Source organism: Ruegeria sp. CDSC051, assembly GCF_059610665.1.
The window spans coordinates 1-13960 of the sequence record NZ_JBXWOC010000001.1 but is presented as its reverse complement, the minus strand read 5'-3'; the positions used below and the strand labels follow the sequence as shown (position 1 = coordinate 13960).

At 58.1% G+C, this 13960-nt stretch carries 11 protein-coding genes and 1 pseudogene; 4 read left to right on the top strand and 8 right to left on the bottom strand.

Annotated features, from left to right (window positions below):
* Positions 1-3: 3 nt before the first annotated feature.
* From upp to AC2FH0_RS00030, 7 genes are all read right to left on the bottom strand, one after another.
* Complete coding sequence (gene upp / locus AC2FH0_RS00060) at positions 4-636, bottom strand: uracil phosphoribosyltransferase (protein ID WP_142632797.1); 633 nt, start codon at positions 634-636, stop codon at positions 4-6.
* Entirely contained in the window at positions 633-1619 is a 987-nt protein-coding gene (locus AC2FH0_RS00055) for an adenosine deaminase (RefSeq protein WP_496788229.1), read from the bottom strand. The genes upp and AC2FH0_RS00055 overlap by 4 nt, the downstream gene beginning before the upstream one ends.
* Positions 1616-2827, bottom strand: a complete 1212-nt coding sequence (locus AC2FH0_RS00050) for a phosphopentomutase (RefSeq protein WP_496788227.1) — start codon at positions 2825-2827, stop codon at positions 1616-1618. Before AC2FH0_RS00050 ends, AC2FH0_RS00055 begins: the two co-directional genes overlap by 4 nt.
* Positions 2824-4131 (bottom strand): thymidine phosphorylase, encoded by a 1308-nt coding sequence (locus AC2FH0_RS00045; protein ID WP_496788225.1) that lies wholly within the window; start codon positions 4129-4131, stop codon positions 2824-2826. Before AC2FH0_RS00045 ends, AC2FH0_RS00050 begins: the two co-directional genes overlap by 4 nt.
* Positions 4132-4135: 4 nt before the next feature.
* Positions 4136-4528, bottom strand: a complete 393-nt coding sequence (locus tag AC2FH0_RS00040; RefSeq protein WP_142632791.1) for a cytidine deaminase — start codon at positions 4526-4528, stop codon at positions 4136-4138.
* 102 nt (positions 4529-4630) lie between these two features.
* Positions 4631-5722 carry a cupin domain-containing protein gene (locus AC2FH0_RS00035; RefSeq protein ID WP_142632789.1) on the bottom strand — a complete coding sequence of 364 codons (1092 nt, stop codon included), beginning with the start codon at positions 5720-5722 and terminating at the stop codon, positions 4631-4633.
* On the bottom strand, positions 5697-6389 hold the full coding sequence (locus tag AC2FH0_RS00030) for a hypothetical protein (RefSeq protein ID WP_496692455.1): 693 nt from the start codon (positions 6387-6389) through the stop codon (positions 5697-5699). Before AC2FH0_RS00030 ends, AC2FH0_RS00035 begins: the two co-directional genes overlap by 26 nt.
* A gap of 186 nt (positions 6390-6575) precedes the next feature.
* Here AC2FH0_RS00030 and AC2FH0_RS00025 point away from each other — a divergent pair, with 186 nt between their 5' ends.
* The 3 genes from AC2FH0_RS00025 (at position 6576) to AC2FH0_RS00015 (ending at position 12517) form a co-directional block, all read left to right on the top strand.
* Positions 6576-8849 (top strand): NADP-dependent malic enzyme, encoded by a 2274-nt coding sequence (locus AC2FH0_RS00025; protein ID WP_142632785.1) that lies wholly within the window; start codon positions 6576-6578, stop codon positions 8847-8849.
* 265 nt (positions 8850-9114) lie between these two features.
* Complete coding sequence (gene prpE, locus AC2FH0_RS00020) at positions 9115-11004, top strand: propionate-CoA ligase PrpE (RefSeq protein WP_496708666.1); 1890 nt, start codon at positions 9115-9117, stop codon at positions 11002-11004.
* 73 nt (positions 11005-11077) lie between these two features.
* Positions 11078-12517, top strand: a complete 1440-nt coding sequence (locus AC2FH0_RS00015; protein WP_496788223.1) for an amidase family protein — start codon at positions 11078-11080, stop codon at positions 12515-12517.
* A 262-nt stretch (positions 12518-12779) separates the two neighbouring features.
* Here AC2FH0_RS00015 and AC2FH0_RS00010 read toward each other — a convergent pair whose 3' ends face one another.
* Positions 12780-13541, bottom strand: a complete 762-nt coding sequence (locus tag AC2FH0_RS00010; protein ID WP_142632779.1) for an NAD kinase — start codon at positions 13539-13541, stop codon at positions 12780-12782.
* Positions 13542-13706: 165 nt separating this feature from the next.
* Here AC2FH0_RS00010 and glyA point away from each other — a divergent pair.
* Positions 13707-13960, top strand: a pseudogene (gene glyA, locus AC2FH0_RS00005) (serine hydroxymethyltransferase); the annotation flags it as partial.

Here is a 13960-nt window from a genome sequence, read left to right as displayed (position 1 = left end):
CGCTTATTTGGTCCCGAACATCCGGTCGCCCGCATCGCCCAGACCCGGCATGATATAGCCTTTTGAGTTCAGCTCACGGTCCAGTGCGGCGGTGACGATGTGAACATCCGGATGTGCCTCTTTCATGCGGGCAACGCCTTCGGGGGCGGCCAGCAGGCACAGGAACCGGATATCCGTCGCGCCCGCCTCTTTCAGCAAATCAATCGCAGCGGCCGAGCTGTTGCCGGTTGCCAGCATCGGGTCGACGGCAATGACCAGACGGTCCTTCAACCCCTCGGGCGCTTTGAAGTAATATTGGACGGGCTTCAACGTCTCTTCATCGCGGTACAGGCCAACAAAGCCGACGCGGGCCGAGGGGATCAGTTCCAAAACTCCGTCCAGCATTCCGTTACCGGCGCGCAGGATAGAAACCAGCGCTAGTTTCTTACCTGCCAGGATGGGGGCGTCCATCTCTTCCATCGGGGTTTCAATGTGCCGGGTGGTCAATGGCATTTCGCGCGTGATCTCATAGGCCAGAAGCAAGGTGATCTCACGCAGCAACTGACGGAATTCGGCGGTCGAAGTGCCCTTGTCCCGCATGAGCGTCAATTTGTGCTGCACCAACGGGTGGTCGACGACGGTCAGGTGTTCGCTCATGATATCTCCAGTCTTTTCTTGACCCGCGCACGGGTCGCTTCATCGCAAAAAGCCGCATTCAGGGCAGTTTCGTTCACAGCGGCAAAATCCTCGACCTCCCATCCAAAGGCCTTGGCCAACATCTCATATTCACGCCGCATTGTGGTATGGAAAAACGGCGGATCGTCGGTGGACACGGTGACCTTGACACCTGCCTCGCGCAACTTGGAAATCGGATGGCTGGCAAAGTCGGGAAACAGGCCCAGAACCACGTTCGAGCCCGGGCAAACCTCGAGCGTCACACCACGATCAACGATCTCATGCACAAGGTCGGGATCTTCGATCGCACGCACGCCATGGCCGATGCGTTCAACTCCCAGATCACGGATCGCATCGCGGACACTATCCGGCCCGCCGAACTCTCCGGCATGGGTGGTCAGGCGTAGTCCAGCCTCGCGCGCGCAGTCAAACGCCCACTTATAGTCGCCCTGAACCCCCATGGATTCATTGCCCCCCATACCGAACCCAGTAATCCAGTCGCCAGCTGTTTCAGCGGCACAATATGCACTGAGCTTGGCCTGTTCGGGTCCGAAATGCCGGACACAGGTCACCACGCCGCGCAGAGTGATATCGTATTTCCGCTCGGCTTCATCAGCGGCATCCTGAATGGCACTTAGATAGTCGCGCCAGGCCACCAAATCGCCACCGCCACAGAAATCGGGGCTCAGAAAGCTTTCCGAATACACCACCCCGTTCGCCGCGCTTTCTTCAAGAATAGCCAACGTCAGACGGCGGAAATCCTCGGGCGATTTCAGCACTTCACAGGCGGCCTCATATACGCTGAGGAAATGGGCGAAATCCCGGAAATCATATGACCCGTCAGGTTTGAAAATCCCGCTCAGGTCGATGCGCTTTTCATGCGCCAGCTGACGGATGAAGGCAGGCGGCGCGGCACCTTCGTGATGCAAGTGCAGTTCGATCTTGGGTAGGTCAGCGACAGTCATAGAAAGCTCCGCCCCGGCCCTTGTGCCGGGATATTCAGGTGATGTGCGATACTGGCGGCAATGTCGGCGAATTTGACCTGACCGATCTGCCCCGCACCCTGCCCTGCAATCAGGACAGGTACTTGCTCACGCGTGTGGTCGGTGCCGATCCAGCTTGGGTCGTTGCCGTGATCAGCGGTCAACAACATCAGGTCATCGGGGCGCAACCGGGTCAGAATTGCACCTATCTCTTGGTCAAACCATTCCAGCGCGCGGGCATAGCCGCTGATGTCGCGCCGATGGCCATAGAGACTGTCGAACTCGACAAAATTAGCGAATGTCAGGCTGCCCTCTTCGGCCTCATCGACCAGATCGGACAGATGACCCATCAAGTCAGCATCCGACCCTTTGCGCAGCGTGTCGATTCCCTGCATGGAAAAGATATCGCCGATCTTGCCCACTGCATGAACACGGCGGCCCGCATCCTGACACCAGTTCGTCAGCACCGGAGCGGGCGGCACGATGGCAAAATCCTTGCGGTTGGTCGTGCGGGTGAACCCTTGTTCGGGCGAGCCGACAAAGGGCCGTGCGATCACACGCCCCACTTTCATCTGGTGCAAACGTGGGGCCAGCGCGCGGCAGAGGTCAAGCAGACGGTCTAGGCCGAAACTTTCTTCATGCGCGGCGATCTGAAAGACACTATCGGCCGAGGTATAGCAGATCGGCCAACCGGTTCGCATATGCTCGGCCCCCAATTCGGCGATGATCGTGGTGCCCGAGGCGTGGCAATCCCCCAAAACCCCTTCGGTTCCGGCGGCCTCGGCTGCGACCTTGCTCAGATCAGCCGGAAATGATGGTGTTGTATTGGGAAAGTAATGCCAGTCCCACGGCACAGGCAGCCCTGCTAGCTCCCAATGCCCCGATGGCGTGTCCTTGCCCGGAGAATCCTCACAGGCGCAGCCCCACAGACCTGTCGGCTGGGCCAGCAAACCCGGCGTTTCCGCACCCGAGGCCAGCCGTGCCGCAGCACCCAACCCCAGCGCATCCAAATGCGGTAGATGCAAAGGCCCGGATCGCCTCTCTTCCGCCTGACCTTGAGCACAAGCCTGCGCGATATGGGCCAGAGTGTTTGCCCCAGTATCCGGCATGTCGCCATTAAAGAACTGATCAGCATCGGACGCACCGCCGATACCCACAGAATCCATCACCACAAGGAAGGCGCGGCTCATGGCGTGATCCTCTCGTGGACAAGGGTTGGCACCACTGGTTTACCCGTTCCAAGCGTGATCGCCTTTTGAACAGCATCAGCCGCACGTCGCGCGGCATCCTCGCGGGCGGCATGGACGACAGCCAATGGCGCGCCTTTTTCGACCCGGTCGCCCAGTCGCACCAGATCTGACAGCCCGACCGCAGGGTCGATCACATCGCTTTCAACCTGACGTCCGCCACCCAATTCGACAACCGCAAGGCCCAGAGCCTCTCCGTCTATCGTGGTTACATAGCCCGCAGCGGGAGCGGACACTTCGAGGATCACGCTGGCTTCGGGCAAATAGCGCGACCAATCGTCGACAAAGTGAATGGGTGCCCCAACTGCGGCCATCATGCGGCCAAACCGTTCTGCGACACGGCCATCGCGGATGACCTTGGCGATTTTGTCCCGGCCTTCTTCCGAAGTGGCAAACATACCGGCGTCAGCCAACAGAACCCCACCCAGTTCGGCAGAGATCACAGCCAACGGCGCGTCAGGCGCTTGGGTCAATACCTTCATGACCTCATCCACCTCAAGTGCATTGCCCAGCGCAGAGGCAAGCGGCTGGTTCATATCGGTTATGACTGCCGAGGTCCGACACCCTGCAGCGTTGGCGGTTTCCGTCAGCGCCCGTGCCAGATTGCGCCCGTCATCAAGGGTTTTCATAAAGGCCCCACTGCCAACCTTAACGTCTAGCACCAGTGCATCCGGGCTGGCTGCAAGCTTTTTCGACAGGATCGACGCGGTGATCAGGTCGAGGCTTTCAACTGTCGCCGTGACATCCCGAATGGCGTAAAGCCGTTTGTCCGCTGGCGCGATTTGCCCGGTGGCGCCGACAATGGCTGCCCCCGTTTCGTTCAACAACTGCACCAGTCGGTCCTGGCTGATCTGGGTGGTCACACCGGGGATGGATTCAAGTTTGTCCAACGTGCCGCCCGTATGTCCCAGTCCCCGGCCAGAAATCATTGGCACATAGGCCCCAAGCTCGGCCAGTGCGGGGGCGAGTACCAGGCTGACGCTGTCCCCCACACCCCCGGTCGAGTGTTTATCGATTACCGGACCTTCCACATCCCAGTTCAGGACATCGCCGCTGTCGCGCATCGCAATGGTCAGATCGGCGCGGCCCTGCGCGCCCAACCCGCCCATGCAAACCGCCATGGCAAAGGCCCCTGCCTGCGCGTCACTGACCCCACCATCGGCAAGCCCCTGCGCAAACCAGTGCAGTTCCTCGGCGGAGGGTATATCCTTGCGGCGCAACTTTGCGATGATCGAGCGGGCGTCCATGGGGTCACACATCCTCCATATGCGAGGCGTCAAATGCGCCTGGCAGCAGATCCCCGATAGTGGTTTTCAACTCCGCCCCGTCCAAGCTGGCCAATACCACCTTGACGTCACGCTTGCCGAACTCGGCCAGTTTCTGGCGGCACCCCCCGCACGGCGGTACTGGCTGAGGAGACGACGCGACCACGTAAACCTCGGTCAGTTCCTGCTCGCCAGCAGCGACCATAGCGGCAATGGCTCCGGCCTCGGCGCAAGTGCCTTCGGGATAGGCCACGTTTTCCACATTGCAACCGGAGTAGATCTGCCCCGACAGGGACCGGATCGCCGCGCCGACCTTGAAATTGGAATAAGGCGCATAGGCGTTTTCCCGCACGGACAAGGCTGCGTCTTTCAAGCTCATGGCGATTCCCCATTTTTTGATCATCTGGTCAGAAAGTCATACCCTAAATGAAAGCCCCCGGGGAATTGAAGCCCCGAGCGCAGAATTCCTGAGCCAAAATGCTTAATCCAGAACCGTATTGAACACGCCAGGCAGCGTGACCTCAAGCAGTTCAACATCATCGGTCGGATCAGACAGGCGTGTGCGCATACCCGGTGGGATGACAAAGGCATCGCCCTGTTCCAGCCGATAGGGGTCGCGCCCCTCGCCTTCGAGCGTCAACTCACCGTTCATAACGAAAGTGAAATGAATATCGGTATCATGTGTAGCCCAGGCGGTGTCACCCTGCCCCCGACGCACCACCTGAACGCCTGCGACACCCATCGTGTTCTGGGCAATCGTGGTGTCGCGACAGATGTAGCCCGGCAAACGGAACGGCCCCCATTCTGCCCCCTCGGCCCGGTTGTAGACAAAGCGCTGGCCCTGCCATTCGCGATCCGGGCGGTATTGCGGGGTCGGCAACTGCATTTCGTGGTCGATTTCGGTGACATGTTCGGCAGGAACACCAATTTCGATCACCTGCACATTGTCCGATGCTTCCAACACACGATGACGGATTTCGGGCGGCTGGATAAAGCAATCGCCGGCGGTCAGGCGCATCTTGTCGCCCTGATCCTCGTAAACCACATCAACCCAGCCATGGATGCAGAAAATCAACTGAAACCCGACCTTGTGGAAATGCACCATGTCTGGAACCGGACCGCCATCAGGAATGCGGATATGGCTGGCAATGATCGACCCGCCCAAGCGATCGGGTACCAAATCGCGATAATGCATTCCGGCGCGCCCGATGACCCACGGGGCCTGATCCTTGAGTCTGCGCACGACAAAGGAATGCACGGTATCCGGCATCACCATCGGCGGGTTCAGCTCATCAATTTCGACACGCGTCCCGTTCGGCGCGACCAAACTGCGCTGGCCAGCCGCAAACTCATCCGGATTTTCGGTCAGAATGCGCAACATTCCGGGCGCCTCGGGTGCATCCTGTTCGATCCGTAATCGCAATCCATGCCCCGAGAACACGGCGACCCGAGGATCATCAGCCGGATAGATCATATCCATCCGCATCCCCAGTACCTTGGTAAAAAACGGGATGTCGTCACGTAATTCCTGCGTCGGCAGACGAATCTCAGCTTTGGTCTGATTGCTGGTCATTCAAGTTCTCTTCGGTCGTGGCTTTGGGCCATCCGATCAGAACAGAAGCCAAAATGCCAATCGAAAAGAACATCTCAAGCGTTTCTTCCAACACAAACAAACGCATGATCATCTGGTCCGACAGGTCGTCTTTCAGTGCGCCACTGACCTCTTCCAACCCCTGTGCAACCACCGCACACATACCGGCCAGAAAGAACACCATTAGAAACGGGACCCGTTGCTTGAACGCACGCCACCCGTTTGGCACCCCGTGCCAGAGCAAGCCTCCCAGAACCAAAACAGCCAGGATGACGCGAACCGCGTTCATATCAAGCAGCGTGTCCAGCCCATTCAGAATCCCATATGGCAGGCTATCTACGGCATAGATATCCGCAGCTAGTTCGCGCTCTGCCAGCAGCAAACAGACGAGACCGATATAGAGACGGGAAATCCCGCGATACCGGAAAAGCGCAATGCCCCCGGCCAGAACAAGCGCCGCGGCCGAAATGGATTCGAACGGGCCGCCCTCATGGCTGAGGGACATCGCCTGCACTGGCCAGATACAGAGGACCACCAAGATCAGCAACGCAACACCAATCGCTGCACGAAACAGCGGCTGGTCCAGCCCAAAGGACCGCTTGGTATCGGTTGTGACGGGTATCGACTGAGATTGTTTTTCCGGGGTCATCTTGGGCCTTCGATCTCCTGTGGAAGCGGTGCCGAATATGAAGATGCGAGACCGTAACCATATTGGAACAAAATTCAACCTACGGCCGTGTTTGGCAAAAATCCATTTATGAAGTGACGTCACGTAGCCAAGGCGCCAGAAATAGTTTAACCCTTCAACCAAATTCGGAACGGAGATGAATTGCCTATGTCTGACACTCCCAACCTGCGACAGGCCGCGCTTGATTATCACGCTCACCCAAAGCCTGGAAAGCTCGAAATCAGGGCTACGAAACCCATGGCCAACGGTCGGGATCTGGCGCGCGCCTACTCGCCTGGCGTCGCCGAGGCCAGCCTGGAAATCAAGGCCGACCCATCCAACGCCGAGCTTTACACTGCGCGGGGCAATCTTGTTGGCGTGGTCTCGAACGGAACAGCAGTGCTGGGCCTGGGCAATATAGGCGCTCTGGCTTCAAAGCCGGTGATGGAAGGCAAAGCGGTTCTGTTCAAGAAATTCGCAGGGATCGACTGTTTCGACATCGAGGTTGACCAATCCGACCCCGAAAAGCTGGCCGATATCGTTTGCGCGCTGGAACCCACGTTCGGTGCGATCAACCTTGAAGACATCAAGGCACCCGATTGTTTTATTGTCGAAAAACTGTGCCGCGAGCGGATGAACATCCCCGTTTTTCACGATGACCAGCACGGCACCGCAATCGTCGTGGGCGCCGCTGCCAAGAACGCGCTGTACGTTGCCGGGAAAAAGTTCGAGGATATCAAAATCGTCTCGACCGGCGGAGGCGCGGCTGGGATCGCCTGCCTGAACATGCTGGTGAAGCTGGGTGTGAAACGCGAAAACATCTGGCTGTGTGACATTCACGGGCTTGTCTATGAAGGGCGAGCCGAGGACATGAACCCGCACAAGAGCCAATTCGCGCAAAAGACTGATCTGCGCACGCTGGATGACGTGATCGGGGATGCCGATCTGTTTCTGGGGCTTAGCGGACCGAATGTCCTGAAACCCGAAATGGTCGCGAAAATGGCCAACAGACCAATCATCTTCGCGCTGGCCAACCCGACGCCCGAGATTCTGCCGGACGCAGCTCGCGAAGTGGCCCCCGATGCGATCATCGCAACGGGTCGCAGTGATTTTCCCAATCAGGTGAACAACGTTCTGTGCTTTCCTTTCATCTTCCGGGGCGCCCTGGATGTTGGTGCGACCGAAATTAACGACGCTATGCAGATCGCCTGCGTAGACGGTATCGCTGATATGGCCCGGGCAACGACCAGTGCAGAAGCCGCCGCCGCCTATAAGGGCGAGCAACTGACATTCGGACCTGACTATCTGATCCCAAAACCTTTTGACCCGCGCCTCGTCGCTGTTGTGTCCTCGTCAGTGGCCCGGGCGGCTATGGACAGTGGCGTTGCCAGGCGTCCGATTCCAGATATGGAGGCCTATAAAGAGCGCCTGAACCAGACGGTTTTCAAATCCGCCCTGATCATGCGCCCGGTTTTCGAGGCCGCAGCAGCTGCGTCGCGCCGAATAGTATTTGCCGAGGGCGAGGACGAACGTGTGCTGCGCGCCGCTCAGGCCATTCTGGAAGAAACCACGGAGACACCGATCCTGATCGGACGTCCCGAAGTCATCGAAGCGCGATGCGAGCGCCTGGGCCTGACCGTGCGTCCCGGCGAGGATTTTCAGATCGTGAACCCGGAACATGACAATCGCTACTATGATTACTGGACCTCATATCACCAGATCATGCAGCGCCGCGGTGTCACCCCTGATCTGGCCAAGGCCATCATGCGCACCAACAGCACAGCCATTGGGGCGATCATGGTCCAGCGTGGCGAGGCCGATAGCCTGATCTGCGGAACCTTTGGCGAATACCGCTGGCACCTAAGCTATGTCGAACAGGTGTTGGCCAATGGCGACCTGCGCGCACATGGCGCTTTGTCTCTGATGGTTCTTGAGGACGGCCCCTTGTTCATTGCCGATACACATGTGCGGCAATTACCAACGCCTGCAGAGCTTGCCGAAACCACCCTGGGCGCGGCCCGTCATGTCCGGCGTTTCGGGTTGGAGCCAAAAATCGCATTCTGTTCGCAATCTCAATTCGGCAATCAGGCCGAAGGCTCGGGCAAGCGCCTGCGGGCCGCTTTGGAGATTCTGGACTCGGAGCCGCGCGATTTCACCTATGAGGGTGAGATGAATCTGGACGTAGCGCTTGACCCTGAACTGCGGTCGCGCATCTTCCCGCATTCACGTCTAGAAGGTGTCGCCAACGTCCTGATATTTGCCCACGCAGATGCCGCCAGCGGTGTGCGCAACATCCTGAAGATGAAGGCCAACGCGCTGGAAGTTGGCCCGATCCTGATGGGTATGGGCAACAAGGCACATATCGTGACCCCCTCGATCACCGCACGCGGGTTACTGAACATGGCGGCGATCGCAGGAACACCTGTCGCTCATTACGGGTAAAGGGTCACGGATCCCCTCCGGGCACCGAAACAGGTGCCCGGACTGATTCCTTCATATTTGCACCAATACATTTGCAGTTTTGCAAAAATGTGAATTCGGCGCGCAAAATCCATAAATTGCCAACAGGTTTGCAAAAATTAGCAGGGAAATTCTTATACATCTGCAAATATTTTGCGATAAAGTGACGCCCCGTCACTTCGACCGCTTGTCTGCCCCCTATACCCCGCCCTAGACACGGTGCAGGGATTTTTCGGAGGAGACCAAAGTGGCATATCAGGACGTTTACCAGAGCTGGAAATCCGATCCGGAGTCATTCTGGATGGAAGCTGCAAAAGGAATTGATTGGGTTCGGCCACCCAGCAAGGCTTTGTTTGACGACAATGCTCCTCTTTATGAATGGTTCTGTGATGCCAGGGTCAACACCTGCTGGAATGCGGTTGATCGCCATGTCGAGAATGGTCGCGGTGAACAGACGGCCATCATCTATGACAGCCCAATCACCCACACCAAGCGCGAGATCTCATATGTCGAACTGCGCAATCGGGTCGCTACTTTGGCCGGGGCATTGCGGGCAAAAGGTGTCGAAAAGGGCGACAGGGTTATCATCTATATGCCGATGATCCCCGAAGCGCTTGAGGCGATGTTGGCCTGTGCCCGACTGGGTGCGGTGCACTCGGTTGTGTTTGGTGGCTTTGCAAGCAACGAATTGGCGGTCCGTATTGATGACGCCAAACCAAAAGCAATCATCGCCGCTTCTTGCGGGATGGAGCCGGGCCGTGTGGTGCATTATAAACCGCTGCTTGACGGTGCCATCGAACTTGCCAGCCACAAGCCCGATTTCTGCGTGATATTCCAGCGCGAACAAGAGGTTGCGCATTTAATCGAGGGGCGTGATTTCAACTGGCACGGGTTCCAGTACGGTGTTGAGCCTGCGGAATGTGTTCCTGTCGATGGCAATGATCCAGCTTATATCCTGTATACATCGGGCACGACCGGAGCGCCCAAAGGAGTCGTACGGCCGACGGCCGGCCATCTGGTCGCCCTGAACTGGACCATGAAGAACATCTATAACGTGGATCCCGGCGACGTGTTCTGGGCGGCTTCTGATGTCGGCTGGGTCGTTGGCCACTCATATATCTGCTACGCGCCGCTGATCCACGGCAACACCACGATAGTGTTCGAGGGCAAGCCGGTAGGAACCCCAGACGCGGGCACCTTCTGGCGGGTGATATCCGAGCATAATGTTCGCAGTTTCTTCACTGCTCCCACTGCAATCCGCGCGGTCAAACGTGAAGATCCCAAGGGGGAATTAATCCCTGAATACGACCTCTCTTGCCTGCGAGCCCTGTTTCTGGCCGGAGAGCGGGCGGATCCCGACACGATCGAATGGGCCAAAGACGCGCTGAACGTTCCGGTCATCGACCATTGGTGGCAAACCGAAACCGGTTGGACCATCGCGGGCAATCCGCTGGGGATTGAAGAGCTGCCAACCAAGCTGGGCTCACCTGCCAAGCCGATGCCCGGTTACGACGTGCAGATCCTGGACGAAGGCGGGCATCCGATGAAACCCGGAGAGCTGGGCGCGATTGCGGTAAAGCTGCCCCTGCCGCCTGGCACTCTGCCAACGCTGTGGAACGCCGAAGACCGGTTCAAAAGCTCGTACCTGAATCACTTTCCCGGATATTATGAAACCGGCGATGCGGGCATGGTTGATGAGGACGGGTACCTCTACATCATGGCGCGCACCGATGACGTGATCAACGTCGCGGGCCATCGTCTGTCCACCGGCGGCATGGAAGAGGTTCTGGCCGCGCACCCTGACGTTGCCGAATGCGCCGTGATCGGCGTGTCGGACCAGTTGAAAGGCCAGATGCCGGTTGGTTTCCTGTGTCTGAACGCGGGCTGTGATCGAGACCACGGTGACGTCGTTCAGGATGTCGTCAAGCTGGTGCGCGAAAAGATCGGACCGGTCGCTGCCTTCAAACTGGCCGTGGTTGTTGACCGGCTGCCCAAAACGCGGTCGGGCAAGATCTTGCGCGGGACCATGGTCTCGATTGCGGATGGCAAGGACTACAAGATGCCCGCCACCATCGACGACCCGGCGATTCTGGACGAGATCACCGAGGCGCTGAAATCCATCGGCTACGCCCAGTAGAAAATCGGTGCGCCTGCCGCCTCTTGCAACCTGACACCGGGCCTCTACTGTCTGACCAAGACAGTGAGGCCCCATGACAGAAACCGACATCTGGCGTCTGAACGCCACAGATCTGACCGCGTTGACGCGCAACAGGGAAATCAGCGCGGAAGAGGCCGTCAAAGCCTCCATCGACCGGATGCAACGGGTCAATCCTGCGCTGAATGCGGTTGTCGAAGATCTGAGCCTGCAGGCGCTGGACCGTGCGCGATATCTGGACAAGGCGGTCGGTGGCGGAGAGCAGCCCGGCCCCCTGCATGGTGTGCCGGTCACCATCAAAATCAACGTCGATCAAAAAGGACATGCGACCTCGAATGGGGTCGTTGCCCTGAAAGACGTGATCGCCCCGGATGATGCGCCGGTTGTTTCCAACCTGCAAAAGGCGGGCGCCATCGTCATCGGTCGCACCAACACGCCCGAGTTTTCGTTCCGTGCTGACACAGACAACGAACTGCACGGCCGCACGTATAACCCCTGGGGGCGTCATATCTCGCCCGGGGGATCTTCTGGTGGCGCGGGCGCGGCTGTGATGGCTGGGATCGGTGCGCTGGCCCATGGCAACGATATAGGGGGCAGTCTGCGATTTCCTGCCGCCGCCAATGGGGCGGTCACCGTCAAACCGGGTTTGGGTCGTGTTCCGGCGTGGAATCCCAGCCAATCGGCAGAACGGGGCATACTGGCACAATCGATGTCGGTGCAGGGACTGATCACGCGCTCCGCAGCGGACCTGCACCTGTCCATGCCCAGCTTGATCGCGCCCGATCCGCGCGATCCGTTTCACGTGCCGATGCCGTGGCGGGGTGAGGACCAAACCGGCCCGATCAAGGTCGCCTTCACCAAGCAGACCTTTGGATACGATTTGCATCCCGAAGTCGACAAGGCTCTGGATACTGCATGCGATGCATTGATCGATGCAGGCTATGTAGTGGAAGAGGTCGCACCACCCGATATCTTTGAAGCTGGTCGTGGTGGGTACCGCGCCCTGATGGGTGAAGTTCTGACCTTGTTGAAAGCCGATATCGAGGCTGCGGGATCAAAAACAATCCGCGACATATTCGAGGTCTACTTTCAGGAATTCCCACCCATAGTTGGCACAGACCTTATCGAAATGCTGGCCAAGCGCAGCCACTATGCGCGCGAGTGGTCTCTGTTCATGCAAAACTATCCTCTGGTCCTGTCACCATTCCTGCCACAGCCGTTCTTCAAACCGGACCGAGATACCGAGGGCGCCGAGGGCGTGCATGAAGTTCTGGGCTGTGCGGTCTATTCCTATGCGATGAACTTCATCGGCCTGCCCGCGGCATGTGTTCCGGCGCGGCTGGCCGAGCTGCCGCGTGGGCCGCAGCCGATCAACATCCAGATCGCAGCCCGCAGATGGCGCGAGGATATGGCCGTAGACGCCGCCGCGGCGATAGAAGACCGGGTAGGGCAAATGTGCCTGCCATTGTGGAAGAAAATGGGGACGTCCTTCTAAATAGACGTTGTCCAAAAAAATAGACCCCGGGGTTTTGTACCCGGGGTCCGCTTTCTAAAATATGCCTAGAAATCCGATAACGAGCGTAGCACCACCTACCCTCGCCCGCACATAAACTGCACGTTCATTTCGAAACCGCCGTTGATGGCCACTCACTTCCACCATGGCGTGTTCTCCAGGCAAGTTCACACTACCTTAATGTTAATCGGATTCGTGTGAACTGGTTCACACAAGCGCGATTAATTCGTACCTGGCCTTTCATTTAGGTGAACTGTTCCGAAATCAGACGCTCTTCCAGGCCGTGGCCCGGGTCGAACAGGATACGGTGCCGAATCGCCGGTTCAGATCGAATTTCGACCCAATCAATATCCGGAAATGAATTTGAATCCGCATCCGCCATGACCGGCCGCTTATCCGCATCCAACACATCGAAGCGCACCTGGGCGATTTTGGGCAGCAGCGCCCCCCGCCAGCGTCGCGGACGAAAGGCTGCAATCGCTGTCAGGGCTAGAACATCCGATCCAATCGGCAGGATTGGCCCATGCGCGGAATAGTTATAAGCCGTCGATCCTGCTGGCGTTGACAGCAAAGCGCCATCGCAAACCAATTCATCCATGCGCACGCGACCGTCCACACTGATCCTCAGCCGCGCCGCCTGAGGGCCTGCCCTTAGCAAAGAGACCTCATTGATGGCTAGCGCCTCATGGATCTTTCCGGACTGATCCATCGCGCGCATCGCCAGCGGGTTGATGACCTCTTCTTCAGCGGCGGAAAGACGGTCCATCAGATCTTCTTCGTGGAACTCGTTCATCAGGAACCCGATTGTTCCACGATTCATGCCATATACGGGCGTATCGAGGTGCTGCATGTTGTGCAAAGTGTGCAGCATAAAGCCGTCCCCACCCAGCGCGACAATTACACCTGCATCACGCGGCGCCGCATTGCCATAGCGCCTGACCAGTTTGTCGCGTGCGGTTTGAGCCACCTTGGCGTCGCTGGCAAGAAAAGCGATTCTTTGAATCATCTATTGTGGTTTCCAGTGCTGCACATTTGGTTCCGAAACAATCATACCTTTCCCCTATAGACCAGACTTGACGCCACCGCTGGCCAAATCGTCGCTTTAAGCCTTTTGCCGATGTCCCGTTTCCGATAGGAAATCCGCAAGAAATCCCAGCATTGTGGAGCCCCCATGAACGCCAATCTACGTGATACCGGTTTTTTCACCCAGTCTCTCTCAGCGCGCGACCCAGAGCTGTTCGGCTCGATCACGTCCGAGCTGGGCCGTCAGCGCGACGAGATCGAATTGATCGCGTCCGAGAACATCGTCTCTGCTGCCGTGATGGAAGCGCAGGGCTCGGTGATGACTAACAAATACGCCGAAGGATACCCCGGCAGGCGTTACTATGGCGGGTGTCAATTTGTTGATATCGCTGAAAATATGGC